Source organism: Lacticaseibacillus jixiensis, assembly GCF_042847315.1.
Taxonomy (GTDB): domain Bacteria; phylum Bacillota; class Bacilli; order Lactobacillales; family Lactobacillaceae; genus Lacticaseibacillus; species Lacticaseibacillus jixiensis.
The window spans coordinates 17,976-43,909 of the sequence record NZ_BAAFPR010000020.1 but is presented as its reverse complement, the minus strand read 5'-3'; the positions used below and the strand labels follow the sequence as shown (position 1 = coordinate 43,909).

The following is a 25,934-nucleotide window of genomic DNA, read 5'->3' as shown; positions in this document are numbered from 1 at the left end:
TATTCCGCGATTTGGGTATATATTCAATAAAAATTCACTTTTAGGAGTTGGCGGAATATGAGAAAGTTTAAACAATGGGGCATCGCCTTGATCGCCGCCTTGGCGTTCATCATCGCCGGGGCAGCGCATCCAGCGCAGGCGGCAACCAGCCGCCTGCAGGCGATCAAAGATCGCGGCTATATCACCGTGGGCTTGTCCGCCGACTACGCGCCGCTGGAATTTCACGCGACAGTTGATGGCCAAGACAAAATCGTCGGCGCCGATGTGTCTTTGGCTCAGAAGATCGCCAAAGACGCCGGCGTCAAGCTGCAGATCAAGGAAATGGGCTTTGATGCTTTGATCGGCGCTTTGAAAACAGGCAAAGTCGACATGGTTATCTCTGGTATGAGTAAGACACCGGAGCGGGCCAAGCAAGTTAACTTCTCCAAGCCTTACATGTACGAGAAGCAAATCGTCGTGATCCGCAAAGCCGATAAGAAGAAATACAAGAACGTCGCTGATTTCTCCGGTGCAACAGTTGGGGCGCAGAAACAAACCACCCAAGAAGCCATCGCCAAAGCGCAACTGCCAGGCGCAAAGATCCACAGCCTGCAAAAAGCCAACGACGTGGTCGCCCAAGTGTCTTACAACAAGTTGGATGCCGGGGTCATGAGTTCCATTATCGCCGGGGCTTATGTACAAAAGAACAAGTCCTTGACCATGATCGATCCGCATTTTGCCACTTCTGCTTCACCAACAGTTGTCGCTTTGCCTAAAGGCGATACGGCGTTGACCAACCAGATCAACAAAACCATCAAAGACATGCAAGCCAAGAAACAATGGCCGAAGTTCTTGGATGCCGCCTACACCTTGCAGAACCAATCTGATGGCTTCTGGCATAAATACGGCAACTACTTTGTCAAAGGGGCTTTGAACACGTTGCTGTTTGCCTTCTTGACGGTTATCGCCGGCACCATCATCGGCACGATCCTCGCCTTGATGCGGCGTAGCAAGTTGTGGATCCTCAAGGCCATCGGCGCCATCTATGTTGAATTCATTCGCGGCACGCCTTTGATGGTTCAAGCCTTCATCGTGTTCTTCGGGACCCAGGTGTTAGGCATCAGCCTTTCTGCTTTCACTGCCGGCGCGATTGCCATGGGTATCAACTCTGGCGCTTATGTCGCTGAAATCATCCGTTCCGGTTTGAACTCCGTGCCGATTGGCCAAACCGAAGCCGCCCGTTCCTTAGGCCTGTCAGGTAAGCAAACCACCCAATACGTGGTCTTGCCGCAAGCCATCAAGAACATCTGGCCGGCGTTGGGTAACGAATTCGTCACCGACATCAAGGAAAGTTCCGTCTTGTCTGTCATCGGTGCTTCTGAATTGATGTTTGAAGGTTCCACCGTTCAAGGTGCTTCCTTCCAGCCGTTCTTCCCGATGATGATCGTAGCGCTGATCTACTTCGCCATGACCTTCATCTTGACTCGGGCACTTGGAGTTGTAGAACGGAGAATGAACTAAACCCCAGAGCGCAGCTCGACGACCAGAGCGGAGCAGCGCCCTTGCAGCATCATCCCAATTATGTTAAAACACGCATCCATGCATGAAAATCTAGGAGGAAATTGATTATGACTCAAAAGATCGTATTGGCTTATTCCGGTGGTTTGGATACTTCTGTTGCAATTCCGTGGTTGAAAGACCGCGGCTATGATGAAATCATCGCCGTGTGCTTGAATGTCGGCCAACCAGGCGCAGATATGGACTTTATCCAACAGAAAGCCTTGCAAGTTGGCGCTTCTGAATCCTACGCTATCGACGCGCAAGACGAATTTGCTGACAAATACGTGGCGCCTGTCATCAAGTCCAATGCCTTATACGAAGGCGACTATCCGCTGGTTTCTGCCTTGTCTCGGCCATTGATCATCGATCACTTGGTCAAGATCGCCCATGATCATGGCGCCACTGCCATCGCCCATGGCTCCACTGGCAAAGGCAACGACCAGGTGCGTTTTGAAGCCGCGATCCATGCTTTAGACCCTGACATGAAGATCGAAGCCCCGATTCGTGACTTCCACTGGTCTCGTGAAGAAGAAATCGACTACGCCAAAGAACACAACGTGCCGGTGCCGATCGGCAAGAAGTCCCCTTATTCCATCGATTGCAACTTATGGGGCCGTGCCAACGAAGCGGGCATCTTGGAGAACCCTTGGAACCAAGCGCCTGACGATGCTTGGGGCATGAGTGTTTCCCCTGAAGAAGCACCAGACGAAGCGACTTTCATCGACTTGACCTTCGAAAAAGGCTTGCCTGTTGCCACTGATGGTACCCCAATGCCTTTGGCTACGTTGATCAAGAACTTGAACAAATTAGCCGGCGACAACGGCATCGGCCGCATCGACAAAATCGAAAACCGGATGGTCGGCATCAAGTCTCGTGAAGTTTACGAAGCCCCTGGTGCAGCAGTGATCATGACCGCCCACCACGAACTGGAAAACCTCACCTTGGAACACGACATCGCCCACTACAAGCCATTGATCGAACAACAAATCACCAACATGATTTATGAAGCCAAGTGGATCACCCCATTGTTTGACGCGTTGATGGCCTTTGTTGACGAAACCCAAAAGAACGTCAACGGCGTGGTTAAGATGAAGCTGTACAAAGGCAACGTCACGGCTGTGGCCCGCAAGTCTGAGAACTCCTTGTATGATGAGAACTTAGCCACTTACACTTCTGCTGATTCCTTTGATCAAGAAGCGGCTGCTGGCTTCATCAAGCTGTGGACCTTACCGGCCACGGTTTACGAACAAGTCAACCACGTCCACTCCCAAGCAAAGGAACCTGCTAATGACTGATAAGCTATGGGGCGGCCGTTTCACCCAGAAAGCGGCGGCTTGGGTCGACAAGTTCGGCGCATCGATCGGATTCGACCAAGCCATGGCGCATGAAGACCTGGAAGGGTCGCTGGCGCATGTGGCGATGCTGGGCAAAACCGGCATCATCCCGCAACCAGACGCTGATGCGATCACTGATGGCCTCCATCAACTGCAGCAGAAACTAGACGCTGGTGAATTGCATTTTACCATCGCCAATGAAGACATCCATTTGAATCTGGAAAGCATGCTGACAGACTTGATTGGACCGGTGGCGGGCAAGCTGCATACCGCCCGCTCGCGTAACGACCAAGTCGCCACCGACTTGCATCTGTGGCTCAAACACCGCCTGCCGGAAATTAAAGAAGCGCTTTCTGGTTTGCAAAGTGTCTTAGTCGAAAAAGCCGAAGCCAATGCCGACACCATCATGCCTGGTTACACCCACATGCAGCACGCCCAACCGATCACTTATGGACACTACTTGCTGGCGTATTTCGAAATGTTCCAGCGCGATTATGAGCGCTTCACCTTCACCCAGCAACACACCGATATGCTGCCGCTGGGTGCGGCGGCTTTAGCCGGCACCACGTTCCCAATCGATCGCGAATTCGTCGCTGATCAGCTGGGCTTTGATGCGGTGTATCACAACTCGCTTGATGCCGTGTCTGATCGCGATTTCGCCTTGGAATTCTTAAGCAACGCCGCGATCTTGATGCAGCATCTCAGCCGCTTGGCTGAAGAGTTGATCTTATGGTGCACTTACGAGTTCAATTACATTGAAATGTCTGACGCCTTCTCGACTGGTTCATCAATTATGCCGCAGAAGAAGAACGCCGACTTCGCCGAGTTGACGCGCGGCAAAACCGGCCGCGTCTATGGCGACTTGATGGGCTTGTTAACGACCATGAAAGCTTTGCCTTTGGCCTACAACAAGGACATGCAAGAAGACAAGGAACCGATTTTTGACGCGTTTGATACCATCTTAGGGTCTGTGCACATTTTCTCTGGGATGATCGAGTCACTGACGGTGCATCCTCAGCGCATGCACGACGCCACGCTTAACGACTTCTCTAACGCCACTGAACTGGCGGATTACCTCGCCACCAAAGGCGTGCCGTTCCGCCAGGCGCATGAAATCGTCGGCGAGCTGGTGCTTAAAGGCATCCAATCTGGTCAAACCTTGCAAGACATGCCGCTGGCCGACTTGCAAAAAGCCGCGCCGCAAATTGAAGCAGACGTTTATCAAGAGCTCACCAGTGAAGCCGCCGTTAACCGGCGCACCAGCCTTGGCGGCACCGCCGTGGCCAATGTTCAAAAAGAAGTCGCCCGCGCCAAATCAGTGTTGGCTAGCCGCGACTAAAAAAATCAGCCCCGCAAAAGATGCGAGGCTGATTTTTTAGTCTTCTGTAGTTTGAGGCGCAGGCTGCTCACGCAAGAAGAAGCGCCAGAAACTGTTATGGCTGGTCGTCAGCATCGTGTCTGTTGGCAGCACCGTCACCACAAACATGAACAAGCTCAAGGCCACCGACAGCGTCTGAATAATCACACCAACTGAAGAATGCGTCGCCACACTCACATTGGTCTGGCGGCTGAGCAGCGCCAAGTGTCTAAAAGTCGTGCTGTACGAGTCGGCTGCGTTACCACAAGCCAGCGCATATTGCACGAGCAGCAACACGGCCACCCCGCGCCCGCGAATGCCAACATCGCGAAAGCGCCGCACTTTTAATGCCAACGACGGCAGCAGCGTTGCCAACGTCAAGACGATCAACAAGCCCAGCGGCCAAATCAGCGACTGCCAGCGAAAGCCTGGGTCTGCTGTGAACCCGGCCACCAGCCGGGCAATCAACCACCCAAACAAAACCACGAAGATCGCATCCAACACCAGCTGCACCCACCAATAACCGGCTCGCGTCGAACGCCCGAGAAATTCCACATACCCTTTGAAGTAATCTTTCAAGGCGCGGCCAAACCCGACTTGGCCTGGTTCTTCTTTGATCATTATAACCACCTCCATTTACGGTGATTATCGCAGATATGTGCCGCAAACACAATTATTTTACCCCATAACCAAACTAAGCACCGCTAATTGCTGGTCTGTTGTGATCAGCGATTAGCGGTGCTTAGTGATTGGCTGAAACGGTTTGTCTCAGCGATTATTGGGTAACAGCTTGTTGTTGGGCAGCAAGCTGTTGGCTGAAGCGGTGCAAGACCTTGTTAGCCCAAGCGTAGCGCCGCGCGGAAAACAGCGTGGCGTACTCGCCTAGCGGACTCGAACCAGTCCAATTAAAGAAGCCTGGCACAAACAGCTGCTCTTGGGTCAATTTAGTAAATTGATCGATCAACGCCCGATGTGAGCGGCGCAAATGCTTCAGCGCATCTTCGTACGTCACATCTTGATTGGCAGCTTGGATCTTCTTGCTTAGCTTGCCACAATCAGCCCAAGTGTAAGGTTGCGGCAAGAAGCGCACGCGCTTTTCGCCTGCCAAGTTGGTTTGGCTCCAATGCAAGTACATCTCCTGCCAAGCCGTTAAATGCACCAGAACGTCGCGCACGTTGCGGTCGCGGCCTTTGAACTGAAACGTTGCTGTTTTGCCATCTGCGGGCAAGGCGCGCAGTTGCGCCTCCAAGTGATCGAAACGTGTCCGTGTGGCAACCAGCAATTCTTGTCTTGAGTTTATCGACATTACAAAACCCCCTCCAAAAAAATGCCTATGTTTGCCTACAATTCCATTTTGGTCCTAATATTTTAATTATACAAGTGATGATAGTGGAAATATTTATCAAAAATGTGCTATGATGCACACGATACGGTGTTTTCAGAAAGGATCACGGCATGTTACTAACCACAGGCTTGCGTCTGATGACGTTCCTCACTAACTTGATCATCATGATCAGCTTCATCTGGCTGTACGTTTGGATCGAAAGCGACGCCAAGACCCCATTCATCCGGCGCCACCCAGACGCGATCATCATCGGACTGACTTGTGCGTTCCTGCTGTTCTTCCATGTCGATTCGCTTTTGAACATCGCCAATGAAGGACACCCGACTGGTTATGGTTGGACGTTCTTGAATTTCCAAATCGCCACGATTTTGTATGCCCTTTTGTCGGCGACCAATCGCTCAATGTTTGGCACCATGCTGGGCTTGGTTTCGGTGTGGTTCATTTGGATGAGCGATTTGCAACATATTTGGCTGGGCGTGTGGGCAGTGTTGTTGATGTGGCTGGCGCGCCGTTTTGCCTGGCAGCTGACCCACCATCGCTGGTTGTATTACCCGTTTTGCGTGCTGTTTGCGGCCCCTTTTTTTGCGATCAATGCCACCAAGCTGCATGGCATCGACGTCGGCTGGCCTTGGCAAATCGGCAGTTTCTTGGTCTTGGTGTTCACCTTGTGGATGGCCAACGAGTTGTTCAACTCCCGCTCCATCCGCGACAGCCGGCTGCGCAAAGAAGCCGCCATTGACCCGATGACGAAGCTGTATAACTTCGGCCAATTCGACAAAGACCTCTTGGCTGCTTTCGACCGTTATCAAGATCACGGCGAGGTATACGCGCTGTACACATTTGATATCGACCATTTTAAGAATATCAACGACCAATTCGGCCATCTTTCCGGCAATGAAGTCTTGCGCCGCGTCGCCGAGCACCTCGGTGAATTTGCCGACGCGCTGGAATACGAAGCCAGTGTTTATCGCACCGGCGGCGAAGAATTCAGCATCTTGTTGTTTGACGTGGTGGAATCCTTCGACCGCGCCACACAGATCTCTTCGGCTTTGCGCCGCGATTTGACCCAAATGGCCTTCAATTTCGACAATCAGCCGCTGACCATCACGATTTCCTTAGGTCAAGATCGCGCCATTGCCGAAGACAAGAACTATTTAGACATCTACCGCCGCGCCGATGCATTCTTATATTCCTCCAAAAACAACGGCCGCGACGCGTTGACCATCCACGGACAGCTGATCAAATAACCTCAAGCAGCCCAGCTTCTCACCACATGCCATATCAAAAATGCGCCTCTTGCCATTGCTGGTAAGAGGCGCATTTTATTCGCGGCATCATGATATTTATCATGGCAGCCACACTGCGGCTAAGCGGTTGCTGGCTTGTTCAATGTAATGTTGCGGCGTGTTGCAATTGGCCATCACCACCAACGCGTTACGGCCGTCTTCGGTAATGCGCATAAAACATTGAAAACCGTAGCCATAGCCGTTAGACAAGCGGAATTGTTGGGTGGCGTACAAGCCGCCGCCATAAGTCGTTTCAGAACCTGGTGCATACAACCACACCGCCATGCGCGGTGTGAACAATCGTCCGCTGACCAGCGCGGATTGCAAAGCGTACAAGTCATCAACACTCATAAACAGCTGGCCGGTGCCGAGTTCTTGATGTGAGATCTTAGCTGGCGTGTTGATTTGCGGTGCGTCTTTCAAGCCGTGTTTGCCCCAACCATAACCGCGCGCTTCGCCGCTTTGATCATAGGCATAAGCAAAGCGCGTGTGGCGCAAGCCCAGCGGTTTGATATACGCGTTAGTCACCAAGGTTTGATAACTTTGGTGCGTCACTTGCATCAAGATCCCCACTAACAGCACGTAATTTGCCGGCTGATAGCGGCCAACGCCATGCAGGCTCGGCACGTAATGCAGCTTCTTGATCAATGCTTGCACCCTGGCGGCGTCGCCGGTGTAAGTCGGCTCGTTGAAGGCGCCTTGCACTGACAAGCCAGCAGTCATATCCAGCAACTCGCGCACAGTGATTTGTTTGGCGCCTGGCACCGCCGGATAGAAGCGCGCCAGTTTGTCAGCCATTTTTAATTCATGCCGATTGATCGCTTGCATCACCAAGCCGGCGGTGAGCGACTTTTCTACCGAATCGATTTCAAACATCGTGTTGGCCGTGTTGCGAATTTCACGCTTGCGATCAGCCATGCCGCGAGTCAGCACTGCCACGCGCTTGTTGTGCAAATAAATCGCCGCGACGCCAGTGAAGTGATCTCTTGGCAAAGCATGCGCAAGCGTTTCGCGATGATCAATGGGGACTTTTTTGACATGCGGTACCGGCGCCACAGCCACCCTTGGCTTGTGCCACGCATAACCCAAACCGAATGCACCAACCACGACTACCAGCGCCGCAATGACCAAAGGCCATAGCGGTGCCGGGTGATACCTACCGCGTCGCATTGGCCCACGCTTTCGTCATGAAGCGCTGGTTGATATGATAATGATCCAGCGCTTGCGGCCGGCTTAAGAACGGGTGCACCGCTTCATCAACGGCGACCCAGCCGCGCCAGCCCAAATGAATGGTATCTTCCATGAAGAAATCTTCACCGCCGCGCTGCGACAAGTCCAACACGTGGCTGAAGCCTTGGCTGTGCAATTGGGTGTGCAGCTTAGCCACGGTTTGATCACACATTGCCTGGCTTAAGCCGGTGTAGTGCGCCCACTTCTGGTTGATGGGTGGGATGATGAATTGCACTTGCACATGATTCTGAGCAAATTGCGTCAACAATAATTGGAAATCATTATATTCTGGGGAACGCCGGTAATCGAAGTGGGCCTGCTTATTACGCATATGCTTGAGCTTATTGCCGCTGAGGCGCGTTTTGTAGAAATGATTGTCGATGCCTAAAGCATTGTTGCTGGAATCTTTGGCCCCGATCTTCACCGCTAAAGCGTCCAGTTGTTTATCAGTGGCAACAGTCGGCAGGCGCTTGATGCCTTGTTGCACCCGCGCGTACTTGCGATGGGAGAAGAAGCGCGAGAAAAGCGTGTCTTCATTGCGCAATAAGGCTGCTTGCAGCTTCAGGCGAAAGCGCACGCCGGCAGTGACCGGCTGCTCGGCGGCAATGTTCAACAACGCCGTGTGGATCGCGCCGCTGTGTTTGCCATTCAGCTGCAAGATCCGCCGTGCCGCATAACGATCCGTGGCACGATTGGGGTTGGCATGTTGAATGAAGGTGATGGTTTGCAGCGGTGAATAGAAATATTCAAAAGCTGCCGGCTGCACCCCTTGTGGCGTAAACCACTGCGGCGAAATAATAAACACCACCCGTTTGTTGCGATAGTGGCGGATCCATGATTGATCAGCCAAGAAGTGCGTCAGCGATTGCGTCCCTGCTGCGCCTAACAACAATGGACGATAATTGCGGTGATACTTAGCCGCCAACACCGACGGATGCAGCGGATCCAGGCGAGACAATTCGGAGCTGCCGATGAACGGTACGAACCTGCTGGCCAACGCTTGACGCTTGATAGCGGTGCCTAACAGCACATTATCGCTCATCGATACCGCCGCTTCATCCAATGCGTGATGGCTTAATTCAGGCCGCGGCAAAGGCGCCAGCAACAAACCCAACACCAGCGCACAAGCCAGCAGCGGCGGCCCGAACAGCCGAAATAGCCGCCCTTTCATCAAGCCGCCTGCACGTTAGCCACGATTTTGGCCGGCGTGTTCCAAGCGCTGCGGTCGAATTCCGACACCGGCACAGCGATGCCTAATTGATCTTGCAGCGACAAGAGCAATTGCACCGTGTCCATTGAATCCAGCAAGCCGCTATCAAATAAGTCTGTGTCCATTGCCTCATGCAAGTCTTCGCCAGTTAAGTCTTCTAAGATGCTCAATACCGTTTCTTCAGTTGTCATTATCATTATCCTCCTAGAAATAAGTTGTTAACCAAACCACAATGTGTTCAAGAAACCTGAGAAAATCAAGAAGCTAAAGCACACTACATTGAACGTGATCACGATTGCCAACGCCTTGGTATAGCGATTATGCGGCAAGCTTTTGCGGTGCTTCTTCTTATAGCGCAGCCAATAATCATTGATAATGATCGCACCAGCATGAAACAAACCGTATGTGATGTAATACCACGTGACCCCATGCCAGAAGCCCATCACCAAGAAGTTGATCAGATATGCCAGTTGTGAAACGCGGATGCGGTTTTTGACCAGCTTGTGCTTCATGATGAAGAAGGTCACGCGCATAAAGACGAAATCGCGAAACCAGAAGCTCAAGCTCATATGCCAGCGATTCCAGAATTCCTTGATATTCGGTGCGGCAAAAGGCTTGTTGAAGTTCATCGGCGTGTCGATTCCCATCAATAGCGAAATCGCCACGGCAAACAAGCTGTACCCGGCAAAATCAAAGAACAAATACATGCTGTAGTCATACATATACCCCACCAGCGGCCAAGACAGCCCGCCGATATGCAAGGCGATGCGAGCAAGCCTTGGCAACCAAATCGTGCCAAAAATATAACCCAGGATATATTTATACAAGCAGCCCAGAAACAAATAATGCACTGCCCGCTCCAACATCCCCAAATAGGTTTCACGATCTAATACCGCTTCTTCATCAGCTTCAAAGCGCCGGAAGCGATCGATCGGGCCGCTGGAAATTGTCGGCATAAAGCACATGAAGCGCACCAGCGGCCACAGTTTCAATTGCTTAATGACCCCATCGCGCAGCTCCATCACCATTTGCACGGCTTTGAAGGTCAAATAACTGATCCCCAAAAAGCCCACCAATGACGGCTGAGCCGACCACAATGGTGTCAGCTTCACCACCACCAATGGCGCGATCGCAAGCAGCACTGTACCGACGAAAACCTGAGTCGCATTGTGCTGCTGGCGATAATGTGCATAAGCGAAGATCACCACGCTTTGCCAAATCATGTAACCGACTAACGCCACTGCTTGCGGCCACTTATCGCCGCCAAACATCAACACGATAAACGCCAAACTCACCAAAGCTTCATAACTGCGCAGCCGTTTACCATGCCACAAGCCAATGATCAGCGGCAATAACGCGACCAGCAAGTACAAGAAGTACTTGGGATCGGCGTATGGTTGTAAATTGATCATGCGTTAACCACCTGCATCAATTGTTTGATCGCCACCTTGCCATTGGCCGTTAATGGCAACTTGTCGACATATTTGAAGCGCTGCGGGATCATGTAGCTCATCATGGTTTCTTGCAGATGCTGGCGGATCGCTTTGGTCAAAGCCAAGCCGCTGGGGGCGTCTTTGGTCGGAACCACATAGGCGATCAATTGGCTGACTTTGTGTTGCGCGTCATATTTCGGCACCGCCACGGCACTGGCGATCACCGGCGTAGCGTTCAAGTAGTGATTGACCTCTTCTAATTCAATGCGATACCCGTTCAACTTGATTTGAAAATCCGTCCGCCCGCTGTAAAACCACATGTCGCCGTCTTGATAGCCCAAGTCGCCTGTGGCATATCCTGCCGGCGTGAAGGCGGCCTGCGTTTTGTCAGGGTTATTCAAGTAACCTTTGGAAACGTTAGGGCCTTGCAGGTACAATTCGCCGATGCCATCTTGCACATGTTGCAGCGAGATCTTGGTGTCAGGCTGCGCCACGCCAATGGGCAAGCGCGGATACTGATCCAACACCGCTTGGGTGATCTTCACGGCAGTCGTGGCCACCGTGGCTTCGGTCGGGCCATAAGTGTTATACACGTCAGCTTGCGGAAAGCGTGTCAACAGCGTTTGGGCGACTTGATGGGTCAACTCTTCGCCGCAGAAATAAAACTGCTGCAAGGCTGGATAATGTGCCGCGTCGAAATTCTTATCTAACAAGCAGATGCTGACAAACGACGGCGTGGATACCCACACCTGCATGCCCAGTTTCGGCAGTGTTTCAAACAAGTCTTTCAAGTTGGCCGTGACCCTGGCCGGCAGCACTTCTAACTCGCCGCCTGCCACCAGCGTCGGATACAAGCTCATCACCGACAAGTCGAATGAATAAGGGGCTTGCACCAGCGCCTTGACCGCTTGGGGCCAGGCAAACGTCTGCATCCAGTTGACGAAACTCAACAAGTTGGCATGCGAGATCTGCACCCCTTTAGGCCGTCCAGTGGTCCCAGAAGTGAAAATGATATAGAAATTCTGGGCGCCTAACACCGGCTGCAGCACTTGCTGGCCTTGAAATTGCTTAGCTGCCTGCCAAGCAGCGCCGCTTAAAGTCGGCGTGTGCATCGTCAACGGCAACGCCGCTAAAGCAATGATCATTGCCGGCTGGGCGATTTCTTCGATCATCACCAAGCGATCATTAGGCGAATGTGTATCCACTGGAATATAGGCGTGGCCAGCTTTGACGCACCCTAACATCGCAACGATCGTGTCAAAGCTTTGATCACAATACAACATCACTGGACTGCCAGCTGGTAAATGCTGTGCCGCTAAGGCTTGAGCGACGTGATCGGATTCAAGCTGCAGCTGGCCATAAGTATAATGATGCCCTAAGATATTGACCGCCGGCTTTGCTGGATCCACAGCGGCGATCGCAGTTAAGATGTTCGTTAGCATATTGATTCTCCTTGTCATGCTTGAGAGACAGATGAAACCGTGAAGTGACGAGCGGTTGGTTTTTCGTACAGCGCCGCAAAGCAACGCAATTGCGTATAAGTCGTGACGCCACTTAGGCAAAGTGCGCCCAACTGTCATCCTGCCCTATATCCACCGCGCACCCGCTTTGCTCTGCTCTGGGTTAGAATTCGTTGTAAATAAATTTGCTTGCACCGACGCCGCGATAACTATACAGATATACCAAAATCAAGATGATCGCAGCGTACAGCAGCGTTTTGCCAATGAATACGACGGCAGGTTTCTGCCACCAATGAATGGTCTTCATGATTGCCTCCTTCAGTCGATGTGGGCGACGACATATGGGATCCGCGGCGGTTTGGGCCAGCGCAGTTGCCAGACGATTGCCGCCGCCAACACGACGTTAATCGCCAAGGACAACAGCGGCGTCCAGCTTAACGTTGCCACCCATACGACTGCCAGCATCACCACCCACCGCGACAAGTGTGGCCGCGGCGGCCGCGGTCCCAGCCACGCCAGGCGCTTTTGCTTAAAGCCCACTTGCGCCAAATCGCTTAACGCAAAGCCGCTGTGCGCCCAAGTGTGCAACATGGCCCGCCGCACGATCGCCGTCAAAGCAAAATCCTGAAACGAATCAAACTTACCACAAGCAAAACCGATCACATCAAAATGTCCCACGACCAACGCATCCACTAACTTCGGCAGCTGCACAAATTGTGCCATAAAGCGCGGATCCAACCCGATATACGCATCAGCTTGAATCGCCGCCAATCCTGCTTGCACCGCCCCGTAATAACCAAAATGCCTAGACAGATGCAAGCAGCGCAACTGTGGCGTGATCGCCATTTGCTGTTGCAGCAGTTCGCTTGTTTCAGCATTGACACCATCATCGACAAGCCACGGGGTGATCGTGACTTCCGGCCACAACACTTGACATTTGTGTAACTGCTGCTGCAATTTCTGCCATATCTTGGTCAAATCTTCTTGTGCCACCGGTACGATGATCGCGATTTGCATATGGGCCTAGCGCCGTTCCTTTCTCCAAAACAGTGATGCACCAAATTTGATGTCACCTGTTATTAGTCGTCATTTGTGTTGAATTAATTGCGCAATTGCTAACCGTATTCCAGTGATGCAGGAGCGATGTTGCGCCACTATGCTCTGGATTTCTTTGTCAAGCTGCGTGGCGCAACGCGGGTGCGGTTAGCTATGTCATCGAACTCGGGGCAAAAAGCGCCCCAAGCCCGATGACTACGCTACCCGACCCGCTAAAAGCGCGCCGCTTCGCTCTGGCTTTCTTCGTCGAGCTGCACAGCCCAACGCGGCGTGATATAAGTCGTGACGCCGCCAAGGCACAAACCGCCTTTGCGTCATCCCGCCTTATATCCACCGCTAAGAACGGGCTGCTCCGCTCTGGTACACAAATAGCGCCTCAATGCTTATGAACTGAGTCTACGTCAGTCCGCATTGAGGCGCCCCTTAGGTTAATTTAGAATTATCTGAGAAATTCTCAGAAAACCATCAAACTTGGTCACTGCCAGGCAAGGTGATAATAAACACCGCACCGTGCGGGTGATTATCGACCACGCGCAGCGACCCGTTATTCAACGCCACCAAGCGCTCGGCAATCGCCAAGCCCAAGCCGGTGCCGCCGATTTTCTTCTCACGTGACGAGTCGACGCGATAGAATCGATCGAAGACCTTATCCTTGGCAGCATCTGGAATCCCTGGTCCCAAATCTGCTACCGCAATGCGCACTTCACCAGGCCGCTGGGACACCGTCAAAGTCACTGCACCTTGCCGGGCGTATTTCACCGCGTTATTGATCAATGCCACCAGCACTTGACTGATACTATCGGCATTGGCATAGGCTAAAGCCTGCTTAGGCGCCACGACTTTCAACTGCATCGGCTCAGGCGTCGGATACTGCGCCACCACATCTTGCACGACTGGCACCACATCAAACCAATTGTTGGCCAAATGGGCATGGTCCATCCGCGACAACGACAACAGCCGCTCGATCAGCTTTTGCATTTTCAATGATTCTGCTTCAATCGTCGCCAACGAATCTGGAATGATTCCCGGATGCGTCGCGGCGTGCCGGCGGATCAAACCAACATGCCCGCGGATGGCGGCAATTGGGGTACGCAATTCATGCGACGCGTCTGAGACAAATTGATGATCGCGGATCACTTGGCGATTCAGCGATTGCAAAAGCCGGTTAAATTCGGTGCCTAACACGCTAACTTCTTCAGGCCCGGCTGGTACCGGCAGCGTTTCGTGATACGTCTGATCTTGCGCTTCGGTGATTGCCGTTGCGGCATGAGTCAGATCCACCAGCGGTTGATTCAAGCGCCGCGCTAACACGCGGATCGCCAACAACCCCACCACTAATGCCACCAGCGAGACACCAACGATCACAAACACCAACAACTCAAACAAACCAAGCATATTGTTGAGACTCAACCAGATCTCATAAGATACTGCAACGTGATTAACTGTGCGATGCTTCAGCAAATGGTAGAAAACGCCGCGATCATCTTGATACACAATATGCGAACTCAACGCCCAAGTGTCTGGATTGTCCGCCAGAAACGCTTTCGTCCGCCGCGTGTAATAATAACGTGCCTTGCGATTTGTAGGATGGACCTTCACCCGCACGTATGTTGTATGCATATTGATGTTGGCCGTTGCGCGCCAATAATCCCAATCTGGCGTGTTGTCGGCGAAACTTTCTTGCAATGTAGCCATCAAGTCTTGGGCGTCAACTTGCTTGTTGTGCACCAGCCGCGTCCCGACCGTCGTCAGACTGGCAACGACGATCACCGCGGCCAGAATGCTCATTAATATCATATATGCCTGCGACATTTGCGCCGCGCTAGTTGCGATCCTGCGTTTAGCCATGACACCAATCCTGACTCAGCACATAGCCGACGCCGCGCACGGTGTGGATCAACCCCGCCGCCGTACCAAGCTTGTGCCGTAAATAACGGATGTAGACGTCAACGATATTGACCTGTCCGCCAAAATCCGCTCCCCACACCGCATCCAACAACTCATCACGGGTCATCGGCGCATCTGCATGCTGCATCAGCGTCAGTAATAATTCATACTCCCGAGGCGTCAGCTGCGCGACTTGATCCTTCTTGTGCACCGTCCGTGCTTTGGTATCAAGGGTCAAATCGCCGCAAGTATACGTCTGTGCCACACTCGTCGCTTGACGCCTAATGCATACGCGCACCCGCGCCAACAGTTCCTCGATTTCAAAAGGCTTGGTGATATAATCATCAGCGCCATTATCCAACCCCGCGACCTTGTCCCCCACGTAGTCACGCGCCGTCATCATAATCACCGGCAACTGCGACGTTTTACGGATCCGCCGCAAGACTTCCAACCCGTCGAGTTTCGGCAGCATCCAATCTAAGATCACCAGATCCAACTCGCTGCCATGTGCTTGATAATACGCCCAAGCCGCCGCCCCATCGGCCACCGAATGCACCGTATACCCTTCAAATTTCAACTCTGACGCCACAAATGTCGTCAAACTGGTTTCATCTTCAACTAATAGAATATTCTGTGCCATGTCATCCTCCGCTTTCAAGAATAGCACGCACAAGCCACCAAGGACTCAACCGTCGCGTCCCTTAAGATTATTTAAACAACCTTCAGCAACCAAAAAAAGGCGGCTGAGCATCATTGTGCTAGCCGCCTTATGTGTGTACAACAAATACACGATCAGCATTCGCTATCGTGGAAATTTGTCGCAACAGGCTATGTTTCCTTGTGCCTGTTGGGTTTCGTCGAGCTCCGCAAAGCAACGCGATTGCGTATAAGCCATCCCGAGTCCATGGCCAAGACCGCCATTGACTCAGGCTGTCTTATACACATCGCTAAATGCGCTTTGCTCCACTCTGGTTTCGTCGAGCTGCGCAGCCCAACGCGGCGTGATATAAGTCGTGATGGCGCCAAGTGCGGGCTGCTTCGCTCTGGATATTCAGTTAAGTACTCAGCGCCGTAAGCCTACGTGCGCTGAGGTGGTCGTGGTGCAATCTGATAACGTCCTGGCATTGCCCAAGACTACGGACATTGGGCTTCATGGCGCTCTGGCGCTTTGAACGCACGAGCCGCGGTGCATGCCGTTACACATAACACCCTCAGATCAGCTCGTGTAGGGATGCCGGGTACAGACCAACTTGTACTTTGCCAGTCTCAACACCCCACTGCAGGTTGCAAGGATAATATAGCACCGCCGCCAATATTAAGCAAGCGTTTTACAAACTTTTTACAATTTAATTTCAACTGTGTTCTATCGTAATACAAAGCGCCTGAGACCGCGTCTCAGGCGCTTACGTTACTTATTGCGGCTCACTGTTGTTGCCAAGCGCATCAGCAAGCCAAACATTAACAATCCTCCGACGATTTTCCAAGTCTTCGCCGGCACAGCAGCGATCGTACTTCTGACGTCTTCTTTAGTTGGCATCATGTGGCATCGCCCCTTTCTAACTTAATCATAGCGGAGCGCCGGCAGTGTTAGCAACTTTAAGGCTAACCCATAATTCTTAGCAATAACCAAAAAAATCGCAACACTTTAGAAAGTGTTGCGATCTTATCTTGAACGCTTGTGCTAACCAGTAGCCTTAGGTTGATCGTCGCTGTCGTTTAACGACGCTTACGTTGCGCCAATCCAATCAATCCCATAGCCCCTGCAAACAACGCTCCTACCACACTCATCAAACCAGACTGATTATCACCAGTATCCGGTAAGGATGTCCGCGCCGTTTTAGCTGCACGGCTCGACTGTGCATTAGCTGATGATTGGGCCGATTCGACATTGGTATCTGGTAAAGCAGTCCGAGTCATTGTTGTTGCATACCCAGTCTGTGCATTGACCGATGTCTGTGCATTGACCGATGATTGAGCCGACTCGACATTAGTATCTGGTAAAGAGGTCCGAGCCATCGTTGCTGCATGCCCAGTTTGTGCGTTAACTGCCGGTCGATCGGAATCACCATTAGGCGACGATGTGTTGGTATTCGAAGCCTCGCCATTAGTATCTGGTAAGGTCACGCGCGTACCATTGGCCCCATCACCCGTTAATCCGGAGCCACCATTTGATTCAGTGCCAATACTGTTTCCGGCAGTGTTGCTGGAACCAGAACTGGAGATTGAGTTGGATGTGGAAGCGGAGGTACTGTTCGAGGTCGTAGTAGATCCGGAGTTACTGGTCGAATCCGAAGTAGAACCGGAGTTGCTGATCGAGTTCGTTGTAGAACCGGAGTTGCTGATCGAGTTCGACGTGGAGCCCGAATTGCTATTCGAGTTCGTTGCAGAACCAGAATCGCTGGTCGAGTTCGAGATGGAGCCAGAGTTACTGTTCGAGTTCGACGTGGAGCCCGAATTGCTATTCGAGTTCGTTGTAGAACCGGAATTGCTGGTCGAGTTCGACGTGGAGCCAGAGTTGCTATTCGAATCCGAAGTCGAGCCGGAATTGCTGTTTGAGTTCGAGGTGGATCCGGAGTTGCTGGTCGAATCCGAAGTAGAACCGGAATTACTGTTCGAGTTCGTTGCAGAACCGGAATCGCTGGTCGAGTTCGACGTGGAGCCCGAATTGCTATTCGAGTTCGTTGTAGAACCGGAATTGCTGTCCGAGTTCGAGGTGGAGCCAGAGTTGCTGGTCGAATCCGAAGTAGAACCGGAATTACTGTTCGAGTCTGGAATAGATACGGAATTGCTGTTTGAGTTCGAGGTGGAACCAGAGTTGCTGGTCGAATCCGAAGTAGAACCGGAATTACTGTTCGAGTCTGGAATAGATACGGAATTGCTGTTTGAGTTCGAGGTGGAACCGGAATTGCTGCTTGAGTTCGAGGTCGAGCCAGAGTTGCTGGTCGAATCCGAAGTCGAGCCGGAATTGCTGTTTGAGTTCGAGGTCGAGCCAGAGTTGCTGTCGGAGTTCGAGGTGGAACCGGAATTGCTGGTCGAATCCGAAGTAGAACCGGAATTACTGTTCGAGTTCGAGGTCGAGCCGGAATTGCTGTTTGAGTTCGTAGTGGATCCGGAGTTGCTGATCGAGTTCGACGTGGAGCCCGAATTGCTATTCGAGTTTGTTGCAGAACCGGAATTGCTGGTCGAGTTCGAGATAGAGCCAGAGTTACTGTTCGAGTTCGACGTGGAGCCGGAGTTGCTGTCGGAGTTCGAGGTGGAACCGGAATTACTGTTTGAGTTCGAGGTCGAGCCAGAGTTGCTGTCGGAGTTCGAGGTGGAACCGGAATTACTGGTCGAATCCGAAGTAGAACCGGAATTACTGTTCGAGGTCGAGCCAGAGTTGCTGTCGGAGTTCGAGGTGGAACCGGAATTGCTGATCGAATCCGAAGTAGAACCGGAATTACTGTTCGAGTTTGTTGCAGAACCGGAATCGCTGGTCGAGTTCGAGGTGGAACCAGAGTTGCTGGTCGAATCCGAAGTAGAACCGGAATTACTATTCGAGTTCGAGGTGGAGCCGGAATTGCTATTTGAGTTCGTAGTGGATCCGGAGTTGCTGATCGAGTTCGACGTGGAGCCCGAATTGCTATTCGAGTTTGTTGCAGAACCGGAATCGCTGGTCGAGTTCGAGATGGAGCCAGAGTTACTGTTCGAGTTCGACGCGGAACCGGAGTTGCTATTCGAATCCGAGGTGGAGCCAGAGTTGCTGTCCGAGTTCGAGGTGGAACCAGAGTTGCTATTCGAATCCGAAGTCGAGCCCGAATTGCTGTTTGAGTTCGAGGTGGAACCAGAGTTGCTATTCGAATCCGAAGTCGAGCCCGAATTGCTGTTTGAGTTCGAGGTGGAGCCGGAGTTGCTGGTCGAATCCGAAGTCGAGCCGGAATTACTGTCCGAGTTCGAGGTGGAACCAGAGTTGCTGTCCGAGTTCGAGGTGGAACCGGAGTTGCTGGTCGAATCCGAAGTCGAGCCGGAATTACTGTCCGAGTTCGAGGTGGAACCAGAGTTGCTGGTCGAATTCGAAGTAGAACCGGAAGTACTGTTCGAGTTCGATGCGGAGCCAGAGTTGCTGGTCGAATCTGAAGTACTGTTCGAATCTGGAGTAGATCCGGAATTGCTGTTTGAGTTCCAGGTAGAACCAGAGTTGCTGGTCGAATCCGAAGTAGAACCGGAAGTACTGTTCGAGTTCGAGGTGGATCCGGAGTTGCTATTTGAATTCAGCTGGCTAATGGAATTTGACTGGGAGACCAAATCACTCGTTGACGTCGACTGAGAGCTAGAGTCACTCGTTGACGTGGACTGGGAATCAGATTCGCTCGTTGACGTCGACTGGGAGTCAGAGTCACTTATTGACGTGGAAGCTGAGTCAGAGTCACTTGTTGACGTGGTGGACTGAGAGTCGGATTCGCTCGTTGACGTGGAAGCTGAGTCGGACTCACTCGTTGATGCGGACTGGGAATCAGAGTCACTTGTTGACGTGGTGGACTGGGAGTCAGAGTCGCTCGTTGACGTAGACTGAGAGTCAGAGCCACTTGTTGACGTAGACTGGGAATCAGAGTCACTTGTTGACGTGGTGGACTGGGAGTCAGAGTCGCTCGTTGACGTAGACTGAGAGTCAGAGCCACTTGTTGACGTAGACTGGGAGTCAGATTCGCTCGTTGACGTAGACTGAGAGTCGGAGTCACTTGTTGACGTAGACTGGGAGTCAGAGCCACTTGTTGACGTGGTGGACTGAGAGTCGGATTCGCTCGTTGACGTCGACTGAGAGTCAGATTCACTTGCTGACGTAGACTGGGAGTCAGAGTCACTTGTTGATGTGGAAGCTGAGTCAGAGTCACTTGTTGACGTAGACTGGGAGTCAGAGTCACTTGTTGACGTAGACTGAGAGTCCGAATCACTTGTTGACGTGGAAGCTGAGTCGGACTCACTCGTTGATGCGGACTGGGAATCAGAGTCACTTGTTGATGTGGAAGCTGAGTCAGAGTCACTTGTTGACGTGGAAACGGACTTAGAATCACTGGCAGACGCCGAGTTTGATACGCTATCACTTGCTGAGTCACTGGCAGAGTCTGATTCGGAATCACTCTTCGAATCAGATACACTTTCAGATACCGAGTTTGATACGCTATCACTTGCTGAATCACTGGAAGAATCCGATTCGGAACCACTCTTCGAATCAGATACACTTTCGGATGCTGAGTTTGATACGCTATCACTTGCTGAATCACTGGCAGAATCAGATGCGCTTTCGGATACCGAGTTCGATACGCTATCACTTATTGAGTCACTAGCAGAGTCTGATTCGGAATCACTTGTTGACTTGGCCTCGGAATCAGAGTCACTCGTTGATGTCGAAACTGATTCAGAATCACTTGCTGACGTAGAAACTGATTCAGAATTGCTTGCTGACTTGGACTGGGAGTCTGAGTCACTGGCAGAGTCTGATTCGGAGTCGCTCTGTGAATCAGATGCACTGTCAGACGCCGAGTTCGATAAACTATCGCTTACTGAGTCACTAGCAGAGTCGGATTCCGAGTCGCTCTGTGAATCAGACGCACTGTCAGATGCTGAACTGCTCTCAGATATTGAGTCACTGGCAGAGTTCGATTCCGAGTCACTCTGTGAATCAGATACACTGTCAGACTCCGAGTTCGATAAACTATCGCTTACTGAGTCACTAGCAGAGTCGGATTCCGAGTCGCTCTGTGAATCAGACGCACTGTCAGATGCTGAACTGCTCTCAGATATTGAGTCACTGGCAGAGTTCGATTCCGAGTCACTCTGTGAATCAGATACACTGTCAGACTCCGAGTTCGATAAACTATCGCTTACTGAGTCACTAGCAGAGTCGGATTCCGAGTCGCTCTGTGAATCAGACGCACTGTCAGATGCTGAACTGCTCTCAGATATTGAGTCACTGGCAGAGTTCGATTCCGAGTCACTCTGTGAATCAGATACACTGTCAGATGCTGACTTTGATAGGCTATCGCTTACTGAGTCACTAGCAGAGTCGGATTCCGAGTCGCTCTGTGAATCAGACACACTGTCAGACGTCGAGTTCGATAAACTATCACTTTCTGAGTCACTAGCAGAGTCGGATTCCGAGTCGCTCTGTGAATCAGACGCACTGTCAGACGCCGAGTTCGATAAACTATCGCTTACTGAGTCACTAGCAGAGTCGGATTCCGAGTCGCTCTGTGAATCAGACGCACTGTCAGATGCTGAACTGCTCTCAGATATTGAGTCACTAGCAGAGTCGGATTCCGAGTCGCTCTGTGAATCAGACGCACTGTCAGATGCTGAACTGCTCTCAGATATTGAGTCACTAGCAGAGTTCGATTCCGAGTCGCTCTGTGAATCAGGTACACTGTCAGATGCTGAGTTTGATAAGCTATCGCTTACTGAGTCACTAGCAGAGTCTGATTCCGAGTCGCTCTGTGAATCAGATACACTGTCAGATGCTGAGTTTGATAGGCTATCACTTACTGAGTCACTGGCAGAGTCTGATTCGGAGTCGCTCTGTGAATCAGATGCACTGTCAGATGCCGAGTTCGATACACTATCCGTTAATGAGTCGCTGGCAGAGCCCGATTCGGAATCGCTCTCTGAGGCGGATGCACTTTCGGATGCACTTATAGATTCGGATATCGAAATGCTATCTGGTGCTGCGGGCTGACTCATAGAAGTCGAGGCACTTGTCGAAGCGCTTGTTGATGTGCTTTCTGACAAACTTGCCTTGCCTGAATCTGCCGTCGAGGTGCTATCTGAGGCCACCGACTGGCTCGCTGAAGTCGAAGCACTTGTTGAAGTACTTTCTGACAAACTTGCCTTACCCAAATCAACCTTCGAGGTGCTATCTGAGGCCACCGACTGGCTCGCTGAAGTCGAAGCACTTGTTGAAGTACTTTCTGACAAACTTGCCTTACCCAAATCAACCTTCGAGGTGCTGTCTGAGGCTACTGATTGGCTCGCTGAAGCAGAAGCACTTGTTGATGCGCTTTCTGACAAACTCGTCTTACCTGAATCTGCCGTCGAGGTGCTGTCTGAGGCTACTGATTGGCTCGCCGAAGTCGAAGCGCTTGTTGATGTGCTTTCTGACAAACTCGTCTTGCCTGAATCTGCCGTCGAGGTGCTGTCTGAGGCTACTGATTGGCTCGCCGAAGTCGAAGCACTTGTCGAAGCCGACTGTGCATCCCCGGTTTCATCACTTGCCGGCTCATTGCCCCCATCTGACACAGAAGCACTCATCGACTCGCTAGTCGATGCGCTGATTGATTCGCTCATCGAAGCGGATGCAGACGTACTGGTGGATTCACTTGTTGACGCAGACTGTGCATCACCACTTCTGCCGCTAACCGAATCATTATCCACAGCTGACACAGAAGCACTCATCGACTCGCTAGTCGATGCGCTAGTTGATTCGCTCATCGAAGCGGACGCAGACGTACTGGTGGATTCACTTGTTGACGCAGACTGTGCATCACCACTTCTGCCGCTAACCGAATCATTATCCACAGCTGACACGGAAGCACTCATCGACTCGCTAGTCGATGATGATGTCGACACGGAAGCACTCGCTGAAGCGGACTCTGAAGCACTCGCCGAAATGCTTCGTGAATCTAATCTAGACCCACTGGCCAAACCAGAAGTTGAATCACTGTCTGGCTTATCAGCGGTGTTTGACAAAGAGCTGCTAGTCGACAAACTCATCGAACTTGAAGTCGACTCGCTAGTTGAGCTGTCGGATGTATTCGAGCCTGAATTGCTGCTTGGCAGACTCATTGATGTTGATAAAGACGCACTCGTCGACTCAGATAAGGATCCGCTCGTCGAATTATCCTTTTGTTGACTGGTCGATTCTGAGTTGCTCATCGACGAGGCAGGGATCTTCCCTGTTTGCTGAGTCGCCAGCACTTGCTGTTGATCAGCTTCAACTGTGACCGCTTGTGTGGCACTGGCAGACGCTGCAACGGTTGGCATGCCTAATATGCCGGCAACGATCCCGCTAAAAGTTGTGGTACCGGCAACGAGCCACTTCTTGCCATCTTTATAAAGGCGGAAACGAACCTTCTCGTCTGTAACAACAACATTATGATCACCTGATAGATTCTTCTTCATAAGACCCATACCTCCAACGGTGCGCGCACTCAACGCGTCCGTGACCTCCATAAACCTTGCATAACTCAATACCATGTATCCTCGATCGCCCCCACGACCAGCGCCACTCATGCGCTATACCATCGCTGTTGCACACTCACCAGCAAACGGCAGAGATACATTTTTACAAATATTTCTATACATAATATAACGCGGGTTCTGCACCAATCTAAATCATATTTCGTAAAAATCGTTTGTAGTTTATAGAACAGTTTACACAAGTACGGCTTGTGTGGGGCTAATCTGACAACACAAAATGCCTTCTCGCCACTTCAGTCTGATAGTGGCGAGAAGGCATTTTGTGACACGTTGTTTCTGCTTGATCACTTAACGCGCAGTTTCGTTAATGGCATCCCTGCTTGCTTGAGTTGTTCATACTCGTCCAATGACACCCAAACTTCATGCACATATGATACCTTGTTGGTAAGAATATCTGCGAGATTGCCGCGTACCCGCCCTTCTTCGTCAAAAGGCGATTCATTCATTCGCAAGACATTGTGCGACTGTGTCTGTGCCAACACATCTAACTCGATCCCCAAATAACCAATTGTGACCACATCCTCAGCTGATACCAGTTGACCGATTTGGGCACTTAAGAACGTATTGATCGTCGGGTAGTGGGCAATGACTTCATGAGTTTGCGGATCTTCAATAGTAATATAATTGATCACTTTATTATAGAAAAAGTAACGGACAACAGCTGCGTCAGCGTCATTATAAAAGTCAATTTCCTGAATATCATTATTATAGTAATAAATATCACTATAATGCTTGCCGTCCGGTGCAAACTCTTGGATAAAGTCCAGTGAGCCATCATCATTAACATACCGAATATCTTGTACCGCACGCCGCGTATTCGGAAATAGGTATTCACGCGCAATTGGATCACCAGCGTCTTCAACATAGATGCTGCCGTCTTGGTACATGTTAACTTTTGCGCCGGTTGGCACTGGCACATCATTGAAGAAGCGATAGCCTGCTGGATCATAATGCCGGCCAGCCACCAAATCAACCACAGTGCCACCAGTCAGGCCTGCTTGGGCTAATATTTTGGTAAATTGTTGGGCATTCTGCAAGCCGATCACCTGCGCAGCGTTGGCTTTGGCGCGAGCCACCATCGGCGCCCAATCCGCATTATCAGGTGCCGCGCGATTAATTATTTCGTAATGCATTGATCATCACCTGCCATTTCTCTGCGATTACGTGATCTTGAAAGTCCGCGACGGATGTTTGCGTATTTGCGGCCAGTGTCGCATAATCAGCCGCCAACAGCCGCTCAACTCCGGCAGCCAGTTGTTCAGCGCTGTACGTTTCTGAATCGCGCTTGAACGGTTGCAAGAAGCCGTTGATCCCATCTTGAATCAATTCTTGAGCCCCAAAGCGCGCCGCAAAAGTCACCACTGGCAATCCTGCATTGAGCGCTTCGATATAAGTCAAGCCAAAGCCTTCAGAATACGATGCTGAAACAAACGCGTCATATTGCGGATAAACCGTATCAAGATGGTCTGATAAGCCCTTCAACGTGACGATCGACCCAACGTTTTGGTCATCAATGGCTTGCTGGATCGTTGCTTGTTCCCCACCTTGGCCGTAAATATCCAAAGTGACTGGGATCTTCTTGGCATCTAAGATCGCAACGGCCTTAACGATCAAGTCGATATGTTTCTCTTTAGCCAACCGTGATGCCGTGATCAACCGCAAGGCGCCAGTTCGTTGATGAGCAGCCGCCGGTTTGCCCCCATCTGCCACCCCGCCTACAGGAATGGTGACCACCTTATCACCACTGTTTGGGAAGTCACGCAACAGATCTTGCCGTTGCAGCTGCGTCGCCACCACGACGCGATCGACAGCAGCCAAGTAATCAAGCAGGTACTCATAATGATCATTCCACAATGGATGCGCCGCCACGTCCCGATCAGATAAGTGATCAGCATGGACCATATACACCAGCTTGGCGTCTGGAATACGCGAAACCATCAAGGCTTGATCAACATTCTCGCCGCGATCGATCAAGAAAGTGCTCCCGCCGGCGTATGCGCGGTCAAGTTGCGCAAAGAAATACCGATGCAAGCCAACCAAGTTTCGAAAGTACAAGTGCTTGCCTGCTTCATCAAACAAATGAATGTTCACCACTTGGCGGCCGCGATGCAGATCATCACGTTCTTCATACATCACCTTGCGCTGGCCAGTTGCTGCATTAAATAACTCGGTGCGGCCGCTAGAAACCAACAGCATTGAGCTGTCTGGATGATGTTGATCAGGATATTTCACCAAATGATGCACGGCACGGATCCCCGAATCAAACACTTCGATCGACAAACGATGGGTTTGTGTATCATCGATCACCTTAGTTTGGCTGGACGCTTGCCGATGCGTCAAGCCTTGGGTAAGATAGTCCCCGCCTAAAACCAAATACTCCCAAATATTCAGCACATGGTCATCTTGCAGCCCCCATTTATCGATTGCCCGATGCAGATCAAAGATCAGATCCAAGAACACGAACCGATAAGGCAAGCCGGCCTGTTGAAACCGCCGCGCCCGATAGAATTGCGCATGTTCAACCCCTGAATTGCCGATTCCCATCGCCAAATTTACAAAGAAATTCAT

The 25,934-nt window shown here is 51.4% G+C and carries 22 protein-coding genes and 1 pseudogene; 7 read left to right on the top strand and 16 right to left on the bottom strand.

The features are described 5' to 3' along the window. Positions 1-57 precede the first annotated feature (57 nt). The 3 genes from ACGG90_RS11515 to argH all read left to right on the top strand — a co-directional run bounded on the left by ACGG90_RS11515 (position 58) and on the right by argH (position 4,212). Complete coding sequence (locus ACGG90_RS11515; RefSeq protein WP_390409562.1) at positions 58-1,500, top strand: ABC transporter substrate-binding protein/permease; 1,443 nt, start codon at positions 58-60, stop codon at positions 1,498-1,500. A 107-nt stretch (positions 1,501-1,607) separates the two neighbouring features. Further along, positions 1,608-2,834, top strand: a complete 1,227-nt coding sequence (locus ACGG90_RS11510) for an argininosuccinate synthase (protein ID WP_390409561.1) — start codon at positions 1,608-1,610, stop codon at positions 2,832-2,834. Continuing rightward, positions 2,827-4,212, top strand: coding sequence for an argininosuccinate lyase (gene argH, locus ACGG90_RS11505; protein WP_390409560.1), 1,386 nt, complete (start codon positions 2,827-2,829; stop codon positions 4,210-4,212). Before ACGG90_RS11510 ends, argH begins: the two co-directional genes overlap by 8 nt. A 36-nt stretch (positions 4,213-4,248) precedes the next feature. Here argH and ACGG90_RS11500 read toward each other — a convergent pair whose 3' ends face one another. Continuing rightward, the gene (locus ACGG90_RS11500; RefSeq protein WP_390409559.1) at positions 4,249-4,851 is read right to left on the bottom strand and encodes a DUF805 domain-containing protein; all 603 of its coding nucleotides are present in this window, start codon (positions 4,849-4,851) and stop codon (positions 4,249-4,251) included. 154 nt (positions 4,852-5,005) lie between these two features. Next, complete coding sequence (locus ACGG90_RS11495; protein ID WP_390409558.1) at positions 5,006-5,536, bottom strand: ClbS/DfsB family four-helix bundle protein; 531 nt, start codon at positions 5,534-5,536, stop codon at positions 5,006-5,008. A 149-nt stretch (positions 5,537-5,685) separates the two neighbouring features. Between ACGG90_RS11495 and ACGG90_RS11490 the strand changes: the two genes are divergently transcribed. Beyond that, the gene (locus ACGG90_RS11490; protein WP_390409557.1) at positions 5,686-6,822 is read left to right on the top strand and encodes a GGDEF domain-containing protein; all 1,137 of its coding nucleotides are present in this window, start codon (positions 5,686-5,688) and stop codon (positions 6,820-6,822) included. A 99-nt stretch (positions 6,823-6,921) separates the two neighbouring features. On the opposite strand, the gene ACGG90_RS11485 is transcribed toward ACGG90_RS11490, so the two are convergent. The 11 genes from ACGG90_RS11485 to ACGG90_RS11435 all read right to left on the bottom strand — a co-directional run bounded on the left by ACGG90_RS11485 (position 6,922) and on the right by ACGG90_RS11435 (position 17,054). Next, positions 6,922-8,031, bottom strand: a complete 1,110-nt coding sequence (locus tag ACGG90_RS11485) for a serine hydrolase domain-containing protein (protein WP_390409556.1) — start codon at positions 8,029-8,031, stop codon at positions 6,922-6,924. Then, positions 8,018-9,262 (bottom strand): D-alanyl-lipoteichoic acid biosynthesis protein DltD, encoded by a 1,245-nt coding sequence (gene dltD, locus ACGG90_RS11480; RefSeq protein WP_390409555.1) that lies wholly within the window; start codon positions 9,260-9,262, stop codon positions 8,018-8,020. The genes ACGG90_RS11485 and dltD overlap by 14 nt, the downstream gene beginning before the upstream one ends. Next, the gene (gene dltC / locus ACGG90_RS11475; protein ID WP_390409554.1) at positions 9,262-9,492 is read right to left on the bottom strand and encodes a D-alanine--poly(phosphoribitol) ligase subunit DltC; all 231 of its coding nucleotides are present in this window, start codon (positions 9,490-9,492) and stop codon (positions 9,262-9,264) included. Before dltC ends, dltD begins: the two co-directional genes overlap by 1 nt. 27 nt (positions 9,493-9,519) lie before the next feature. Continuing rightward, entirely contained in the window at positions 9,520-10,713 is a 1,194-nt protein-coding gene (gene dltB, locus ACGG90_RS11470) for a D-alanyl-lipoteichoic acid biosynthesis protein DltB (RefSeq protein ID WP_390409553.1), read from the bottom strand. Further along, positions 10,710-12,176, bottom strand: coding sequence for a D-alanine--poly(phosphoribitol) ligase subunit DltA (gene dltA / locus ACGG90_RS11465; protein ID WP_390409552.1), 1,467 nt, complete (start codon positions 12,174-12,176; stop codon positions 10,710-10,712). The genes dltB and dltA overlap by 4 nt, the downstream gene beginning before the upstream one ends. A 181-nt stretch (positions 12,177-12,357) precedes the next feature. Then, a complete protein-coding gene (locus ACGG90_RS11460) occupies positions 12,358-12,501 on the bottom strand; it encodes a teichoic acid D-Ala incorporation-associated protein DltX (RefSeq protein WP_390409551.1) in 144 nt (47 codons plus the stop codon). A gap of 11 nt (positions 12,502-12,512) precedes the next feature. Next, positions 12,513-13,211 (bottom strand): glycosyltransferase, encoded by a 699-nt coding sequence (locus ACGG90_RS11455; protein WP_390409550.1) that lies wholly within the window; start codon positions 13,209-13,211, stop codon positions 12,513-12,515. A gap of 504 nt (positions 13,212-13,715) precedes the next feature. Beyond that, a complete protein-coding gene (locus tag ACGG90_RS11450) occupies positions 13,716-15,098 on the bottom strand; it encodes a sensor histidine kinase (protein WP_390409549.1) in 1,383 nt (460 codons plus the stop codon). Further along, positions 15,091-15,777: a response regulator transcription factor gene (locus tag ACGG90_RS11445; RefSeq protein WP_390409548.1), complete on the bottom strand. Its 687-nt coding sequence runs from the start codon at positions 15,775-15,777 to the stop codon at positions 15,091-15,093. The genes ACGG90_RS11450 and ACGG90_RS11445 overlap by 8 nt, the downstream gene beginning before the upstream one ends. A 768-nt stretch (positions 15,778-16,545) precedes the next feature. Next, positions 16,546-16,677, bottom strand: coding sequence for a hypothetical protein (locus ACGG90_RS11440; protein WP_390409546.1), 132 nt, complete (start codon positions 16,675-16,677; stop codon positions 16,546-16,548). A gap of 176 nt (positions 16,678-16,853) precedes the next feature. Further along, positions 16,854-17,054, bottom strand: coding sequence for an LPXTG cell wall anchor domain-containing protein (locus ACGG90_RS11435; RefSeq protein WP_390409573.1), 201 nt, complete (start codon positions 17,052-17,054; stop codon positions 16,854-16,856). A gap of 166 nt (positions 17,055-17,220) precedes the next feature. Between ACGG90_RS11435 and ACGG90_RS11430 the strand changes: the two genes are divergently transcribed. From ACGG90_RS11430 to ACGG90_RS11420, 3 genes are all read left to right on the top strand, one after another. Beyond that, on the top strand, positions 17,221-19,443 hold the full coding sequence (locus tag ACGG90_RS11430; protein ID WP_390409544.1) for a hypothetical protein: 2,223 nt from the start codon (positions 17,221-17,223) through the stop codon (positions 19,441-19,443). 633 nt (positions 19,444-20,076) lie between these two features. After that, positions 20,077-21,846: a hypothetical protein gene (locus ACGG90_RS11425; RefSeq protein WP_390409542.1), complete on the top strand. Its 1,770-nt coding sequence runs from the start codon at positions 20,077-20,079 to the stop codon at positions 21,844-21,846. 39 nt (positions 21,847-21,885) lie between these two features. Next, a complete protein-coding gene (locus ACGG90_RS11420) occupies positions 21,886-23,019 on the top strand; it encodes a hypothetical protein (RefSeq protein WP_390409540.1) in 1,134 nt (377 codons plus the stop codon). Between the two features lie 119 nt (positions 23,020-23,138). Here the strand turns inward: ACGG90_RS11420 and ACGG90_RS11415 are convergent. From ACGG90_RS11415 to ACGG90_RS11405, 3 genes and pseudogenes are all read right to left on the bottom strand, one after another. Next, positions 23,139-23,288 (bottom strand): annotated as a pseudogene (locus tag ACGG90_RS11415) (KxYKxGKxW signal peptide domain-containing protein); the annotation flags it as partial. A gap of 362 nt (positions 23,289-23,650) precedes the next feature. Beyond that, on the bottom strand, positions 23,651-24,499 hold the full coding sequence (locus ACGG90_RS11410; RefSeq protein WP_390409538.1) for a hypothetical protein: 849 nt from the start codon (positions 24,497-24,499) through the stop codon (positions 23,651-23,653). Continuing rightward, the gene (locus tag ACGG90_RS11405) at positions 24,480-25,934 is read right to left on the bottom strand and encodes a glycosyltransferase (RefSeq protein WP_390409536.1); all 1,455 of its coding nucleotides are present in this window, start codon (positions 25,932-25,934) and stop codon (positions 24,480-24,482) included. Before ACGG90_RS11405 ends, ACGG90_RS11410 begins: the two co-directional genes overlap by 20 nt.

Coding starts and splice junctions, on each gene's coding strand:
- ACGG90_RS11515 (WP_390409562.1), top strand. CDS start 58: ATGAGAAAGTTTAAACAATGGGGCATCGCCTTGATCGCCGCCTTGGCG.
- ACGG90_RS11510 (WP_390409561.1), top strand. CDS start 1,608: ATGACTCAAAAGATCGTATTGGCTTATTCCGGTGGTTTGGATACTTCT.
- argH (WP_390409560.1), top strand. CDS start 2,827: ATGACTGATAAGCTATGGGGCGGCCGTTTCACCCAGAAAGCGGCGGCT.
- ACGG90_RS11500 (WP_390409559.1), bottom strand. CDS start 4,851: ATGATCAAAGAAGAACCAGGCCAAGTCGGGTTTGGCCGCGCCTTGAAA.
- ACGG90_RS11495 (WP_390409558.1), bottom strand. CDS start 5,536: ATGTCGATAAACTCAAGACAAGAATTGCTGGTTGCCACACGGACACGT.
- ACGG90_RS11490 (WP_390409557.1), top strand. CDS start 5,686: ATGTTACTAACCACAGGCTTGCGTCTGATGACGTTCCTCACTAACTTG.
- ACGG90_RS11485 (WP_390409556.1), bottom strand. CDS start 8,031: ATGCGACGCGGTAGGTATCACCCGGCACCGCTATGGCCTTTGGTCATT.
- dltD (WP_390409555.1), bottom strand. CDS start 9,262: ATGAAAGGGCGGCTATTTCGGCTGTTCGGGCCGCCGCTGCTGGCTTGT.
- dltC (WP_390409554.1), bottom strand. CDS start 9,492: ATGACAACTGAAGAAACGGTATTGAGCATCTTAGAAGACTTAACTGGC.
- dltB (WP_390409553.1), bottom strand. CDS start 10,713: ATGATCAATTTACAACCATACGCCGATCCCAAGTACTTCTTGTACTTG.
- dltA (WP_390409552.1), bottom strand. CDS start 12,176: ATGCTAACGAACATCTTAACTGCGATCGCCGCTGTGGATCCAGCAAAG.
- ACGG90_RS11460 (WP_390409551.1), bottom strand. CDS start 12,501: ATGAAGACCATTCATTGGTGGCAGAAACCTGCCGTCGTATTCATTGGC.
- ACGG90_RS11455 (WP_390409550.1), bottom strand. CDS start 13,211: ATGCAAATCGCGATCATCGTACCGGTGGCACAAGAAGATTTGACCAAG.
- ACGG90_RS11450 (WP_390409549.1), bottom strand. CDS start 15,098: ATGGCTAAACGCAGGATCGCAACTAGCGCGGCGCAAATGTCGCAGGCA.
- ACGG90_RS11445 (WP_390409548.1), bottom strand. CDS start 15,777: ATGGCACAGAATATTCTATTAGTTGAAGATGAAACCAGTTTGACGACA.
- ACGG90_RS11440 (WP_390409546.1), bottom strand. CDS start 16,677: ATGATGCCAACTAAAGAAGACGTCAGAAGTACGATCGCTGCTGTGCCG.
- ACGG90_RS11435 (WP_390409573.1), bottom strand. CDS start 17,054: ATGACTCGGACTGCTTTACCAGATACCAATGTCGAATCGGCCCAATCA.
- ACGG90_RS11410 (WP_390409538.1), bottom strand. CDS start 24,499: ATGCATTACGAAATAATTAATCGCGCGGCACCTGATAATGCGGATTGG.
- ACGG90_RS11405 (WP_390409536.1), bottom strand. CDS start 25,934: ATGAATTTCTTTGTAAATTTGGCGATGGGAATCGGCAATTCAGGGGTT.